Below are 14223 nucleotides of genomic sequence, written 5' to 3' on the forward strand. Positions count from 1 at the left end.
CGGAGGAAAATCTCCGGGCCGGCCCTCGCATCGTGATCAGTTGTCGTACTCGTCCAGCGGCGGGCAGGAACAGACCAGGTTCCGGTCGCCGAAGGCACCGTCGATGCGGCGCACCGGCGGCCAGTACTTGTCCGCGACCGAGACGCCGGCCGGGAAGACCGCCTCCTCGCGCGTGTACGGGTGGTTCCACTCGCCGCCCAGCGCAGCCGCGGTGTGCGGGGCGTTGTGCAGCGGGTTGTCATCGCCGGGCCACTGGCCGGAGGCGACCTTCTCGATCTCGCTCCGGATCGCGATCATCGTGTCGCAGAAACGATCGAGCTCGGCCAGGTCCTCGGACTCCGTCGGCTCGATCATCAGGGTGCCGGCCACCGGGAAGGACATCGTCGGCGCGTGGAAACCGTAGTCGATGAGACGCTTGGCGATGTCGTCGACGGTGACGCCGGTCGCCTTGGAGAGCGGACGCAGGTCCACGATGCACTCGTGCGCGACCAGACCGGCCGGACCGGTGTAGAGCACCGGGTAGTGCGGCTCCAGGCGCTTGGCGATGTAGTTCGCCGCGAGCACGGCGACCTGGGTGGCCCGCTTGAGGCCTTCGCCGCCCATCAGCCGCACGTACGACCAGGAGATCGGAAGGATGCCGGCGGAGCCCCACGGGGCGGCCGAGATCGGGCCGACACCGGTCTCCGGGCCCGCGGTGGGCTGGAGCGGGTGGTTCGGCAGGTACGGGGCGAGGTGGGCCCGCACGCCGACCGGGCCGACACCGGGGCCACCGCCGCCGTGCGGGATGCAGAAGGTCTTGTGCAGGTTCAGGTGGGAGACGTCTCCACCGAACTTGCCCGGCTTGGCCAGACCGACCAGTGCGTTGAGGTTGGCACCGTCGACGTACACCTGACCGCCGGCCTCGTGGACCTCGGCGCAGATGTCGGCGACGTGCTCCTCGAACACTCCGTGCGTGGACGGGTAGGTGATCATCAGCACGGACAGCTCGTCGCGGTACTGGGTGATCTTGGCGCGCAGGTCCTCGACGTCGACCTCACCGTCGTCGGCGGTCTTGACGACGACGACCTTCATGCCGGCCATCACGGCGGAGGCGGCGTTGGTGCCGTGCGCGGAGGACGGGATGAGGCAGACGGTGCGCTGCTCGTCCCCGTTGGCACGGTGGTAGGCGCGGACGGCCAACAGACCGGCGAGCTCGCCCTGGGAACCGGCGTTGGGCTGGATCGACACCTTGTCGTATCCGGTGACCTCGGCGAGGCGCTCCTCGAGCTCGGTGATGAGCGTGAGGTAGCCCTGTGCCTGCTCGACCGGGGCGAAGGGGTGGATCTGACCGAACTCGGGCCAGGTGACCGGCTCCATCTCGGTCGTCGCGTTCAGCTTCATGGTGCAGGAGCCGAGCGGGATCATGCCGCGGTCGAGCGCGTAGTCACGGTCCGCGAGCTTGCGCAGGTAGCGCAGCATCGAGGTCTCGGAGCGGTGCGCGTGGAAGACCGGGTGGGTCAGGTACGCGTCGGAGCGCAGCAGACCGGCGGGAACAGCGTCCTCGACGACGGCGTCCAGGGCCTCGATGTCGGCGGTCACGCCGAAGGCGCCCCAGACGGCCGTGATCTGCTCGCGTCCGGTGGTCTCGTCACAGGAGAGGTACACCAGGTCGGCATCGGCGCGGTGGAGGTTCACCCCGGCCTCACGGGCGGCGGCGACGACCTCGTCGGCCCTTCCGGGCACGCGGACCGCAAGGGTGTCGAAGAAGGAGCCGTGCACGACCTCGACGCCACCGGCGGTGAGGCCCGCGGCGAGGATCGCGGCGTACCGGTGGGTGCGCCGCGCGATCTGCTTCAGGCCGTCGGGGCCGTGGTAGACCGCGTACATGCCGGCCATGACGGCGAGCAGCACCTGGGCCGTGCAGATGTTGCTGGTGGCCTTCTCCCGGCGGATGTGCTGCTCACGGGTCTGCAGGGCCAGACGGTAGGCGCGATTGCCGTCGGCATCGACGGAGACGCCCACCAGACGGCCGGGGAGGGAGCGGGCGTGCTTGTCCTGGACGGCCATGTAGCCGGCGTGCGGGCCGCCGAAGCCCATCGGCACGCCGAAGCGCTGGGTCGTGCCGACGGCGATGTCGGCGCCCAACTCGCCGGGCGGCGTGAGCAGCGTCAGCGCCAGCAGGTCGGCGGCGACGGTGACGATCGCACCGAGCTCGTGGGCGGCGTCGACGAGCGGCTTGACGTCGCGGACGGCGCCGGAGGCACCCGGGTACTGGAGCAGCACGCCGAAGACGCCGCGCTCGGCGACCTCGGCGGGAATGCCCTCGCTCAGGTCGGCGACGACGACCTCGACGCCGGTCGGCTCGGCGCGGGTCTCGATGACGGCGATGGTCTGCGGCAGGGCGTCGGCATCGACGAGGAAGACCCCGTTCTTGACCTTCCCGACGCGCCGGGAGAGCGCCATGGCCTCGGCCGCGGCGGTGCCCTCGTCGAGGAGGGAAGCGCCGGAGGTCGGCAGACCGGTCAGGTCGGCGACCACGGTCTGGAAGTTGAGCAGCGCCTCGAGGCGGCCCTGTGAGATCTCGGGCTGGTAGGGCGTGTAGGCGGTGTACCAGGCCGGGTTCTCCATCACGTTCCGGAGGATGACCGGCGGGGTGAAGGTCCCGTAGTACCCGAGGCCGATCATCGGGGCGAGGACCTGGTTGCGGTCGGCGAGCGAGCGGAGCTCGGCCAGGACCTCGGCCTCGGTGCGCGCGCCCGGCAGGCCCAGCGCCTCGGCGTTCTTGATCACGTCCGGCACCGCGGCGGCCGTGAGCTCGTCGAGCGAGCCGTAACCGACCTGGGCGAGCATCTTGGCCCGGGCTTCGGCGTCGGGCCCGATGTGCCGCTGCTCGAACGGGATGCCCTGTTCGAGCTCGGAGAGCGGAATGCGGTTGGCGGTCATGTACGGAGGCCTCCTGGTCGTCACGACCTGCGAGGGGCACCACGGCGCGGGTGCCCGGACGGCCTCCCCCTCTGTCATCTCAACCTGAGAGCTTCACCGGCACGCCTCGCGGCACGCCGGCTTTCACCGTCGGTGAGGGCGGAATGCCGTCGGACATCCGCCCTGCTTTCCAGAGTGACCTCGTCCGCGCGGTACAGGGGCCTGAGAGATTCCGGGGAGGATTTGCTCCTTCGGCGCCCACCGGAAGGTTCTTCCGGGGGACTCTCCCGCACGGGGTCGCCAGCCACAACCAGCCTACCAGCGAGGTTGCGACTCCCATCGCTCAAGTGGCCGACATCCCAGATGTGCCTTTTCGTAGGTGTAGAGCAGTTGCGACCAGTTGGAGGGACCGTGCAGACCGATATCGATCCGCGCAGCCTGATAGGCCGCAAGGCGTTCGACCGCAGTGGGCACAAGATCGGAACCGTGGACGAGGTGTACCTGGACGACGCGACCGGGATTCCGGAGTGGGCCGCGGTCCGTACGGGCCTGTTCGGCCGGGACGCCTTCGTCCCCCTGGAACCGAGCGACCTGCTCGACGACGGCCTCCACATCCCGTACGAGCGGGCCCTCATCAAGGACGCCCCGGACTTCGGGGTGGGCCGCCACCTCTCCCCCCAGCAGGAACTCCAGCTCTACCGCCACTACGGCCTCGCCCTGCCGCCCCCGCCCACGGACGCCCCGGACAAGGACTTCGGCCGCCTGGCGGGCCAGGACGGCTCCTGAGACCGCGTCCCGTGGCGGCATCCGCGGGGTTGTTGCCGCCACGGGGCGCACGACCGGCCGCCGGCGGGTTCGTCCTCCCCGCGTCACGGCACCGCGCCCCCCGGCATCAGCGGCACGGGCTCCGCGGGCACCAGCTCCGGGTCGTCCACGGAGAACGTCCGCACCCTGCCCGGCGCGGACCACGGCTCTTCGAACCGCACCGTGACCCTGCCGACCCCGCTCCCCTGGACCCAACCGACCCCGTGCACGGCGTGCCGCACGTCGTGCCCGGGCGACCAGTGCCTCTCCACGGGCTCCGGGGCCCCGGACTCGGCCGCTTCCCCGACGGTCGCACCGGGGCCTCCCGCAGTCCCCGCCTCCTCCGCACCAGGACCTCCCGCGGTACCCTCCCCTCCTCCTCCGGGCTCCGCGCCGGCACCCGCCTCCGCCTGGGCGAACAGGTCCTCCTGCGTGTAGTCGGCGAGCCCGCTCACCCCCACCCCCAGCAATCGCACGCCCCCCGTCGTGTCCACGGCTTCGAGGAGCCGCCCAGCGGCCTCCCGCACCACGCCGGGATCGTCCGTCGGCCCCCGCAGCGTCTCGGACCGGGTGAGCGTCGAGAAGTCGTAGCGCCGCACCTTCAGGACGATGGTCCGTCCCGAGTGCCCCGAGGAGCGGAGCCGCCCCACGCACCGCTCCGCAAGCCGTTCGACCTCGGTCCGGATCCGTACCCGGTCGTGGAGGTCCACGTCGAAGGTGTCCTCGACGGACACCGACTTGGCGTCCCGCTCGGCCACCACGGGCCGTTCGTCGTGCCCCTGGGCCATCCGGTACAGCGAGGTGCCGTGCGCCCTCCCCAGCAGCCGCACGAGCTCGTCCTCACCCGCTTCCGCGAGGTCGGAGACGGTGGCCATCCCGGCACGTCGAAGGTGCTCCCCGGTGGCCGGACCGACCCCGGGCAGGATGCGTACCGACCGCGGCCCGAGGAGCCCCTTCTCGGTCCCGGGTTCGATGACGACGAGTCCGTCCGGCTTGGCCTCCTCCGAAGCGATCTTCGCGATCATCTTGGACCCGGCCAGCCCCACCGACCCGGTGAGCCCGGTCGCCGCGAGGATGTCCTCCCTCAGCCGCTCCCCCGCGGCCCGCGCGCCCGCGCTGTCGTCGGCGACGCCGCCGGCTTCGAGGTCCACGAAGGCCTCGTCGAGGCTCAGCGGCTCCACGAGCGGGGAGAGCTCCCGGAGCAGCCCCATGACCCGGTCGCTGATCGACCGGTAGAAGGCGAAGCGCGGCACGAGGTACGCCGCATTCGGTGCCAGTCGCCGCGCCTGCCCCATGGGCATGGCCGAGTGCACTCCGAAGCGACGCGCCTCATAGGAGGCCGTGGCGACCACCCCGCGCGGCCCTAGACCGCCGACCACCACGGGTTTTCCGCGCAGACTGGGCTTCGCCGCCTGCTCGGCAGCGGCGAAGAAGGCATCCATGTCGAGGTGCAGGATCGTGGGCGCGGATCTCACGTTCCCGATGTTGCCTCACACCACTGACAACGGCCGGGCCGGCCGGGCCGCACCGGAGTCGGCCGTGGGAAGGCCAGAGCCTCCCCGGGACGTCCCACCGGGGTCAGACGGCCCTGTCGCGCCGCCGTCGTGCCAGCTCATCGCCCGGATTGTGCCTGATCAGCGTCTCACCGGTGTCGATCCGCTCCCCGTGCAACTGCGAGAGCGCCGCCTCGACGTCACGCCAGACCACGCCGACGGCGATGCCGAAGACGCCCTGCCCCCCCTGGAGCAGGTCGACCACCTCGTCGGGCGACGAGCACTCGTACACCGTGGCCCCGTCGCTCATCAGCGTCATCCGCTCCAGGTCCTGGAAGCCCCGGGCGCGCAAGTGCTGCACGGCGGCCCGAATGTTCTGGAGGGCCACCCCGGTGTCGAGGAAACGCTTGACGATCTTCAACACGACGACGTCGCGGAAGCTGTACAGCCGCTGCGTCCCCGACCCGTAGGCGGGCCGCACGCTCGGTTCCACGAGCCCGGTGCGCGCCCAGTAGTCCAGCTGTCGGTAGGTGATCCCGGCTGCGGCGCAGGCCGTGGGGCCGCGGTAGCCGATCGCTTCTCCGGCCGGCCCCGTACCGCCGTCCGTGTCCGTTCCGAAGTCGCCCACACTGCCGTGAAGCGGATACGGACCACTCCCTCCGGACGCGTGCCCGAGGGAGCTCCCTGCCCTACCGTCCGCGCTGCTCATCACGCCGACCCTCCGTCCTTGACCTGCCCACACGAAGGTAGGCAGTCACTCGGGGTGCGTCAACGATCGCCACACTCGGCACGCCGAGTGATAATCACCCTGAGAGTGGTTTCGCGTGCCCCTCTCCGGGAAAGGCTAGTCGAATGGTCTGACAGCACCCCGCGAACGGCCTCCGGCAACGCCGCCCCGTTTCACTGGTTGCTGCTCCCGAAGTCCTCCGGCGAGATCTGGTCGAGGAATTCGCGGAACTTCTCCACCTCGTCCTCCTGCTCGTCCGGAATCGCGATGCCCGCATCGTCCAGCACGCCGTCGCTGCCGAAGATCGGCGTCCCGGTGCGGAGGGCCAGCGCTATCGCGTCCGACGGCCGCGCACTCACCTCGACGCCGCTGGCGAAGACCAGCTCGGCGTAGAAGACCCCGTCACGCAGATCCGTGATGCGGACTTCGGTGAGCTCCTGCCCCACGGCCTCCAGCACGTCCTTGAAGAGGTCGTGCGTCAACGGTCGCGGCGGGGCCATCCCCTGCTGGGCGAAGGCAATCGCGGTCGCCTCCCCCGGTCCGATCCAAATGGGGAGGTATCGATCGCCTCCCACTTCGCGCAGGAGCACGATCGGCTGGTTGGAGGGCATTTCCACGCGGACACCCACAACGTCGAGCTCGTTCACACAGCAACCCTAGGACGTGCCCGACCGGTTTGGATAGTCGGGCCCCCTCACGGTCGCATTCCGATTCACTGCAACCGAACGCCCAGGGCGGTCTGGACGAGAGCCGCGTGCAACCGCACCGACTGGGCGGCGAGCTCCTTGGCAGTGGCCTCCGCATGCGCCCTGGTCTGCGGGTTACGGTGGCGCCGCAGGGGTGCGACGACCTGCTCGATCAGCCCCGCCTCCCGGTCGGCAGCCGCCTTGACGGCCCTCAGGTGGCGGGGTTCCAGACCGAACCTCCCCAAGCCCGCAACGAGCCTGGCGACGATCACCGCCTCGGCGTCATAACCGCCGCCCTCCGCCTCGGCGATCAGACCGTACGACTCCCACTCGGTGAGTTCCGTCTCGGTCACCTCGGCGGCCGCAATCAGCTCGGCACGCCCGATGCGGCTGACGGTCGGCGGTTCCGCCCCCGCATCCTGCCCCCAGGACCCCTCGAGGGGGTCCCGCCGACGCCCGGGTGCGGGAAGGTTGACCTGCTCCCCCCTCGCAAGGGCGTCGAGGTGCTCACGGATGACCTTCAGCGGAAGGTAGTGGTCCCGCTGCATCCGCAGGATCTGGGCCAGTCGCTCCACGTCCTGCGGACTGAACTTGCGATATCCGGAAGCCGTCCTACGGGGCTCGACCAAGCCCTCGGCCTCAAGAAACCTGATCTTGGAGATCGTCACTTCGGGAAATTCGTCGCGCAGCTGGCTCAGCACCGTGCCGATGCTGACCAGTCGGTCGCCCGCAGTGGCGGTGCCGGACTCGGCACCGCCCGTCGGTGTTCGCAGCATGAACCTTCCCTGAAGGAGATTCCCCGAGGCGTCACACGCCTCGCTGGCTCGAGTAGAAGACCAAGCGGTACTTCCCGATCTGCACCTCGTCGCCGTTCGACAGGACGGCCGAGTCGATCGGCTCGCGGTTGACGTACGTGCCGTTGAGGCTGCCGACGTCGGAGACGGTGAAGCTGCCGTCCTGGGCCCGCCGGAACTCGACGTGCCGCCGGGAGACCGTGAAGTCGTCCAGGAAGATGTCGCTCTGCGGATGACGGCCGGCCGTCGTCAGCTCGCTGTCGAGCAGGAAACGGCTGCCCGAATTAGGACCCCGGCGCACCACGAGGAGCGCGGAACCGGGCGGAAGTGCCTCCACGGCCGCCAGCGCCTCGGGCGAGAGCGAGGGCAGCTGCGTCTGGCCCGTGATCTCCGCTTCGTAGGCCTCCAGGCCCGAGATGGAAATCGTCGACGTCGTCTCCGACGCGCGCTCAGCAGCGACCCCGCCCCGCAGCGGCGTACCGCAGTGGGAGCAGAAGCGGCTGTCGGCCGTGTTGCGGTGACCGCACCTCGTACACACCGGCATGGACGCATCCTCCTGCCGCGGCTGCCCCGCGGAGGTCTGTGTCGCGTACGGGTCGGACGTAAACCCTCCACCCGTACTTGAGGTTGATGGTTCCCCGAAACCTATGCGTGCGGCCCCGGCGGGGTCAACAGAAGACGCGCCCTGCGCGCCCGAAATGTCACCGCCCCGACCTTCGATCTCGTCACGGAAGAGCGGGCGTTCCCCACCCTGCTCCTCGCTCTGGGCGTGGCGCGACGCGGCGTGCTTGGCGTTGCCGCCGTCCTCGCGTGCGCTCTTGCCGAACAACTTCGCAAACAACTTCACGGGCGATTCCCCTTGACCGAAACAGACCCGCCCGTGGGGCAGGACGAACCGAGATCCTTCACACCTGCCGACCCGGACACCTTCACAACGTCCGTATCCTCCGGACAGTTTCCACCACGCACCACCCTTGTGGTGCGCCGACCCCCCGCAACGGCTTGCGCTTGTCGCGGGCCCCGTCTCATATCCTTCTCACTGCGATGACGACTGAGCGTAGTCAGGCCGCTTCGCGGGTCGCAAGGCGTCGACGACGATCTTCGTCGCTTGCTCCACCGTGGCCGTGGCCTGCTCCTTCTCCAGGGTCTGCACGACGCCACCGGGGATGTTGAGCGCGGGCTCAAGATCCTCGGGCTTGCCGATGACCTTGAAGACGTACGGAGCGGTCACCTTCGTTCCATCGATCTGCATGTCTTCACCGCTGCCGGTGAAATAGCTGTCCGCGACGACGCGGACACCGTTCACCTGGATCGCCTCGGCCCCTGCCGCACGCAGCTCCTGGATGGCGTCGAGCAGCATGTCGGACTCGACGGCCCCGGTGGGGTCACCGATGGTCAGGGTGATGCCCGGGCCTTCGGCCATGACGGTACCGGCCAGGATGCCGAGTTGCCGCTCCCTCTCCTGGGTCTGCTTGCGGGCCTCTTCGGCCTGGTCCGAACTGGACTCCAGCTCGGAGCGCTGCTTCTCCAGACGGGCCTTCTCGTCCTCCAGGCGCTGTGTGCGGTCGTCGAGTTCGTCGAGGATCCTCACCAGGTCCTCCCGCCGGGCCCCGCGCAGCGCACTGTTGTCACTCGTCGAGGAGACCTGGATGGCCAGGCCGAGACCGAGGACGAACAGCAGGAGCGCCACGACGAGTTGGGCTCGGGTGATGCGCGGCGGCCACAGGGCGGCAGCCAACCGCCGCCGCCCGCTCGGCTCGGCCGGCGCAGGGGCGGGAACAGGGGCAGGCGCAGGCTCAGGGGCGGGAACGGGGGCAGCAGGGGGCTCGGACGCCACGACCGGCTCGAGGGCCCGGACGGCCTCGGGTGCCGACTCGGGCTCCTCGACGTCCGGCTTCTTCGTCTCCGGCTCCGCAGCCGTGGGCTGCGCGGCACCGGACGCCTCGCCCCCGGTCCTCTCCGCGTTCCCCTCGGACTTCTCGGGGTCCCCGGGCCGCTCGTGGTTCTGTGGGTTCTCGCTCATCGGCCTCACGCCCGGAAGACGTGACGTCGAATGGCGGCCGCGTTGGAGAAGATGCGGATGCCGAGGACGACGACCACGCCGGTCGACAGTTGTGCGCCCACGCCCAGCTTGTCGCCGAGGAAGACGATCAGTGCGGCCACGACCACGTTGGAGAGGAAGGAGACCACGAAGACCTTGTCGACGAAGATCCCGTCGAGCATGGCCCGGAGGCCGCCGAAGACCGCGTCGAGGGCTGCGACCACGGCGATCGGAAGATAGGGCTCGACCACCGCCGGAACCTCGGGACGGACCAACAGTCCGACCACCACTCCGACGATGAGGCCCAGTACGGCGATCACGATGTGCCCTTCCCTGTGTCTGCCGCGGCCCGGCCGGAGGGCGTCGCCACCCCGGCCCCCCTCGGCTCTGCGGTACGTACGGTCAGGCTAGGCGCAGCCGGAAGGCTCACGTCGCCCTCGACCGAGATCCGACGCCTGATCCCGAAGTTCTCCACGAGCGCATGCAGGTACTGCCCGTCAGCGCTGTCCTGGAACGTGGTGCTCAGCCGCTGTCCGTCCCCGATGGCGAGGACGGTGTAGGGCGGCACCAGAGGCTTGTTGTCGACCAGTATGGCGTCACCGGCGGCCCGGATCGCGGACAGCGATGTCAACCGCTGCCCGTTGATCGCGACCGCCTCCGCGCCCGACTCCCAGAGTCCGTTGATCACCCGCTGCATGTCCCGGTCGCGAACCCGTCCCGTATCGGAGAAGCCCGCGCTCTCCCGCGGACCGCCGCCACCGGTGTCGGTCCCCTTGGCGTCGTCGATGACGAGCTTCACTCCAGGGCCGTGCACGGGGGTTCCGCCCGAGAGCAGGGTCACCAGCTCGGCCTGGTCGCCGCCGTGCTGCTGCAGTGCCTGCCGCTGGCTCCCGCGGACCTCGGCGCCGATCCGCTCGATGTCCCGTTCCAGCTGGTCGGCGGAGGACGCTTCCTTCTCGATCCGGTCGATCAGGTCCTGCCGCTCCTTGGCGACGACGGGCGCGGAGATCCGCGCCTCGGCCGCCCCGACGGTGACCACGACGGCAGCGAGCAGGAGCCCCGCGGCGACGCCCAGCTTGGACCGGATGCTGTGGGACGCCTGGGTGCCCTCGGCCGCACGCCGGGCCGTCGCCTCGGCGTAACCGTCGTCGAGCGCATGGTCGATCACGTTGTTCAGCAGCGACATGGACGCGTCCGGGCGCGGTGGCTGTGAACCGGTGCTCCGAATGGGGGGCTGCTGCGACATGCCGCACATCGTCGCACGTCGTGCGCCCTACCGCCGAATGGCCCCTCCACGGGGTCGGGCGGCTCCCTCTCGGGTGCCGCCCGACCGATGGCCCGGCCCCTCAGTCACCTGCGCTGTCGACGACCGCGGCCCACTCGTCGAGGAGGGCTTGTGCGGAGGCGTCGTCAGGCCCTTCCGCCCACAGATGGGTGACGGCCTCGGCGGGGTCGGGCAGCACCATCACCCAGCGCCCGTCGGCCTCGACCACCCGGACCCCGTCCGTGGTGTCCACGGACCTGCTGCCCGCGGCCTCCACCACCCGGCGCATGACCAGCCCCTTCACCGCCCACGGGGTCGCGATGTCCTTCTTCAAGACGTGCGCCCGCGGGATCCGGGCATCGATCTGGCTCAGGGTGAGCTGTGTCCGCGCCACCAATCCGATCAAGCGCACGAAGGCGGCTGCGCCGTCGAAGACACTGCTGAATTCGGGCACGATGAAGCCTCCGCGCCCGTCTCCGCCGAAGATCGTCGAGTCTTCCCGTCCGACCCTGGTGAGGTCATCGGGCGAGGTGGTCGTCCACTCCACCTGGGTGCCGTGGTAGGCAGCGACCTGCTCGGCGATTCGGGTCGTCGTGACCGGCAGTGCAACACGTCCGGAGCGCCGCTCGGCGGCCACCAGGTCCAGCATCACCAGGAGCGCCCTGTCGTCCTCGATGATCCGCCCGCGTTCGTCCACGAGCGAGAGCCGTTCGCCGACGGGGTCGAACCGCACGCCGAACGCCGCCCGCGCCGAGGCCACGATCTCCCCCAACCGTACGAGGCCGGCCCGCCTGCTCTCGGCCGACTCGGTGGGCCGGGACTCGTCGAGCCCCGGGTTGATCGTCAGGGAGTCGACCTGGAGCCGTCCGAGCAGGCTGGGCAGGACGAGCCCGGCGCTGCCGTTGGAGGCGTCCACGACGACCTTGAGCCCGGCTTCCGCGATCCCGGTGGTGTCGACGTTCCTCAGCAGCGAGCCGGTGTACGAGTCGAAGACGCTCGCGGGGAAGGAGAGGTCGCCGATCTCTCCGGGGAAGGCACGCCGGTACTCCTGCCGCGCGAACACCCGGTCGAGCTTGCGCTGACCGCCCTGCGAGAGGTCCGCCCCCCGTTCGTCGAAGAACATGATGTCGACGGAGTCCGGCACACCGGGCGAGGTCCGCACCATGATGCCGCCCGCACTGCCCCGCGCGGTCTGCTGCCGCGCGACCGGAAGGGGCACGTTTTCCAGGTCGCGCACGTCGATCGCGCTTGCCTGCAGTGCGGAGATCACCGCCCGCTTCAGCGCTCGCGCACCCCGGGAGTGGTCACGTGCGGTGGTGACGGTCGCGCCCTTCTTCAGGGTCGTGGCGTACGCCCCTGCGAGCCGGACGGCCAGCTCGGGCGTGATCTCCACGTTCAGGATGCCGGAGACCCCCCGTGCTCCGAAGAGGTGGGCCTGCCCGCGGGATTCCCAGATGACGGACGTGTTGACGAAGGCGCCGGCCTCGATCGTCTTGAACGGGTAGACCCGGACGTTGCCCTGGACGATCGATTCTTCACCGATCAGGCACTCGTCGCCGATGACGGCCCCGTCCTCGATCCGGGCCGCCCGCATGATGTCGGTGTTCTTGCCGATCACACAGCCCCGCAGATTGCTCTGCTGCCCGACGTAGACGTTGTCGTGGACGACCGCCTTGTGCAGGAAGGCTCCGCTCTTGACGACCACGTTCGAGCCGATGACGGTGTGCTCCCGGATCTCCGAGTCCGCTTCCACCTTCGCGTAGTCGCCGATGTAGAGCGGCCCGCGCAGTACGGCTTCGGGGTGGACCTCGGCGCCTTCCGCGACCCACACCCCGGGCGAGATCTCGAACCCGTCGATGTCGACTTGGACCTTGCCCTCCAGGACGTCCGCCTGGGCCTTCACATAGCTCTCGTGGGTGCCGACGTCCTCCCAGTAGCCCTCGGCGACATAACCGTAGATCGGCTTGCCGTCTTTCATCAGCTGGGGGAACACATCGCCCGACCAGTCGACCGGAACATCAGCCTCGACGTAGTCGAAGACCTCGGGTTCCATCACGTAGATGCCGGTGTTCACGGTGTCCGAGAAGACCTGCCCCCAGGTGGGCTTCTCCAGGAAGCGTTCGACCTTGCCCTCCTCGTCGACGATCGTGATCCCGAATTCCAGTGGGTTCGGAACCCGTGTCAGACAGACCGTGACGAGGGCACCCTTCTCCTTGTGGAAAGCGATGAGGTCGGTGAGGTCGAAATCGGTGAGCGCATCACCGGAGATGACGAGGAAGGCGTCGTCCTTCAACGCCTCCTCGGCGTTCTTCACACTTCCCGCTGTACCGAGCGGCTTCTCCTCGTTGGCATACGTGAGCTCCATCCCGAGCTCTTCTCCGTCACCGAAGTAGTTCCTGACGAGAGAGGCGAGAAACTGCACGGTGACGACGGTCTCGTTGAGACCGTGCCTCTTGAGCAGTCGTAGGACGTGCTCCATGATCGGCCGGTTCACCACCGGCAGCAGAGGCTTGGGCATGCTCGAGGTCATGGGGCGAAGGCGGGTTCCTTCGCCACCGGCCATCACGACGGCCTTCATGTCGGAAGCGTCCTCCTTGAAGAGACGACGGTCCTGCCGACTTCACCCGTCTGCTCAGGGACCCTCGGTCATCCTCGTTGTTGCCGGCGACGCTGCTCGACACGGGGACAGACGGGCTCAATCGGTTGCGGTATCCGCCTTCACGAGTCGACGGACCTGGACCACGTAGAGGATCCCTGCCCACCAATAGAGAGTTGTACCCCATCCAGCGAAGGCCCACCCGAAAACTTCAGCGAGTGACGAAAGCCAGCCCGTTCCGTCACTGAGAAGCAGCAACGGGAACGCATACATCAAGTTGAAAGTAGCGGCCTTCCCGAGGAAGTTCACCTGGGGCGGCGGGTAGCCGTGCCGACGGAGGATTGCCACCATCACGAGCAGCATGGCCTCGCGCGCCAGTAGGGCGATCGTCAGCCACAGTGGCAGGATTTCCCGCCAGGTGAGCCCGACGAGGGTGGACAGGATGTACAAACGGTCGGCGGCGGGGTCGAGTAGTCGGCCGAGGCTGCTGATCTGGTTCCAGCGTCGCGCGAGTTTGCCGTCCAGGTAGTCGCTGATGCCGCTGAGCGCCAGGACGAGAAGCGCCCAACCATCGCTCTTGGGCCCACCGAACTCGGGGCGGAGGATCAGCCACAGAAACAGCGGCACGCCGACGAGGCGCGCCATGCTGAGAATGTTGGGGATGGTGAGGACCCGGTCGGTCTGAACGCGAGTCTCCTGGACCTCCACCCGGGGGCCTCCTGCTGGAACGGTGCCGACATTGCCCCCCGACCCTACCCTCAGCCGCTGCGACCGGACGCACAGGCCCCCTCCTCCCCCGAAATCGGCAGAAGAGTTCGGCCTAGAACGCAAAAATGCCTCAGCCCCCGGACCAGGTCCAGGGGCTGAGGCTAAAATTTGTTCGGCGGTGTCCTACTCTCCCACAGGGTCCCCCCTGC

At 69.2% G+C, this 14223-nt stretch carries 12 protein-coding genes and 1 riboswitch; of the genes, 1 reads left to right on the forward strand and 11 read right to left on the reverse strand.

Annotated features, from left to right (window positions below; genetic code table 11):
* Positions 1–36: 36 nt before the first annotated feature.
* Positions 37–2922, reverse strand: a complete 2886-nt coding sequence (gcvP, locus tag ACFW2Y_RS29040) for an aminomethyl-transferring glycine dehydrogenase (RefSeq protein ID WP_384885112.1) — start codon at positions 2920–2922, stop codon at positions 37–39.
* 179 nt (positions 2923–3101) lie between these two features.
* Positions 3102–3201: riboswitch (glycine riboswitch) on the reverse strand.
* A gap of 63 nt (positions 3202–3264) precedes the next feature.
* Between gcvP and ACFW2Y_RS29045 the strand changes: the two genes are divergently transcribed.
* The gene (locus tag ACFW2Y_RS29045) at positions 3265–3687 is read left to right on the forward strand and encodes a PRC-barrel domain-containing protein (RefSeq protein WP_384885114.1); all 423 of its coding nucleotides are present in this window, start codon (positions 3265–3267) and stop codon (positions 3685–3687) included.
* 83 nt (positions 3688–3770) lie between these two features.
* On the opposite strand, the gene ACFW2Y_RS29050 is transcribed toward ACFW2Y_RS29045, so the two are convergent.
* The 10 genes from ACFW2Y_RS29050 to ACFW2Y_RS29095 form a co-directional block, all read right to left on the reverse strand.
* Positions 3771–5180 (reverse strand): DNA polymerase IV, encoded by a 1410-nt coding sequence (locus tag ACFW2Y_RS29050; RefSeq protein ID WP_384885116.1) that lies wholly within the window; start codon positions 5178–5180, stop codon positions 3771–3773.
* Positions 5181–5283: 103 nt separating this feature from the next.
* On the reverse strand, positions 5284–5907 hold the full coding sequence (locus ACFW2Y_RS29055; RefSeq protein ID WP_384885118.1) for a MerR family transcriptional regulator: 624 nt from the start codon (positions 5905–5907) through the stop codon (positions 5284–5286).
* Between the two features lie 191 nt (positions 5908–6098).
* Positions 6099–6572 (reverse strand): bifunctional nuclease family protein, encoded by a 474-nt coding sequence (locus ACFW2Y_RS29060; protein ID WP_351181094.1) that lies wholly within the window; start codon positions 6570–6572, stop codon positions 6099–6101.
* A gap of 65 nt (positions 6573–6637) precedes the next feature.
* Entirely contained in the window at positions 6638–7387 is a 750-nt protein-coding gene (locus ACFW2Y_RS29065) for a MerR family transcriptional regulator (RefSeq protein WP_384885119.1), read from the reverse strand.
* 31 nt (positions 7388–7418) lie between these two features.
* On the reverse strand, positions 7419–8360 hold the full coding sequence (locus ACFW2Y_RS29070) for an FHA domain-containing protein (RefSeq protein ID WP_384885127.1): 942 nt from the start codon (positions 8358–8360) through the stop codon (positions 7419–7421).
* A gap of 81 nt (positions 8361–8441) precedes the next feature.
* Positions 8442–9428, reverse strand: coding sequence for a DUF881 domain-containing protein (locus ACFW2Y_RS29075; RefSeq protein ID WP_384885121.1), 987 nt, complete (start codon positions 9426–9428; stop codon positions 8442–8444).
* A 5-nt stretch (positions 9429–9433) separates the two neighbouring features.
* Complete coding sequence (locus ACFW2Y_RS29080; protein ID WP_015032176.1) at positions 9434–9766, reverse strand: small basic family protein; 333 nt, start codon at positions 9764–9766, stop codon at positions 9434–9436.
* Positions 9763–10692, reverse strand: a complete 930-nt coding sequence (locus tag ACFW2Y_RS29085) for a DUF881 domain-containing protein (RefSeq protein WP_384885122.1) — start codon at positions 10690–10692, stop codon at positions 9763–9765. The genes ACFW2Y_RS29080 and ACFW2Y_RS29085 overlap by 4 nt, the downstream gene beginning before the upstream one ends.
* 100 nt (positions 10693–10792) lie before the next feature.
* Complete coding sequence (locus ACFW2Y_RS29090) at positions 10793–13288, reverse strand: sugar phosphate nucleotidyltransferase (RefSeq protein WP_384885124.1); 2496 nt, start codon at positions 13286–13288, stop codon at positions 10793–10795.
* 117 nt (positions 13289–13405) lie between these two features.
* Positions 13406–14014 (reverse strand): CDP-alcohol phosphatidyltransferase family protein, encoded by a 609-nt coding sequence (locus tag ACFW2Y_RS29095; protein WP_384885125.1) that lies wholly within the window; start codon positions 14012–14014, stop codon positions 13406–13408.
* Positions 14015–14223: the final 209 nt, after the last annotated feature.

The organism is Streptomyces sp. NPDC058877, assembly GCF_042742855.1.
Lineage (GTDB): Bacteria > Actinomycetota > Actinomycetes > Streptomycetales > Streptomycetaceae > Streptomyces.

What these genes read in the sequence shown, in the direction of transcription:
- gcvP (WP_384885112.1), bottom strand. Translation starts at nt 2,922, where the DNA reads ATGACCGCCAACCGCATTCCGCTCTCCGAGCTCGAACAGGGCATCCCG.
- ACFW2Y_RS29045 (WP_384885114.1), top strand. Translation starts at nt 3,265, where the DNA reads ATGTGCCTTTTCGTAGGTGTAGAGCAGTTGCGACCAGTTGGAGGGACC.
- ACFW2Y_RS29055 (WP_384885118.1), bottom strand. Translation starts at nt 5,907, where the DNA reads ATGAGCAGCGCGGACGGTAGGGCAGGGAGCTCCCTCGGGCACGCGTCC.
- ACFW2Y_RS29065 (WP_384885119.1), bottom strand. Translation starts at nt 7,387, where the DNA reads ATGCTGCGAACACCGACGGGCGGTGCCGAGTCCGGCACCGCCACTGCG.
- ACFW2Y_RS29075 (WP_384885121.1), bottom strand. Translation starts at nt 9,428, where the DNA reads ATGAGCGAGAACCCACAGAACCACGAGCGGCCCGGGGACCCCGAGAAG.
- ACFW2Y_RS29085 (WP_384885122.1), bottom strand. Translation starts at nt 10,692, where the DNA reads ATGTCGCAGCAGCCCCCCATTCGGAGCACCGGTTCACAGCCACCGCGC.
- ACFW2Y_RS29090 (WP_384885124.1), bottom strand. Translation starts at nt 13,288, where the DNA reads ATGAAGGCCGTCGTGATGGCCGGTGGCGAAGGAACCCGCCTTCGCCCC.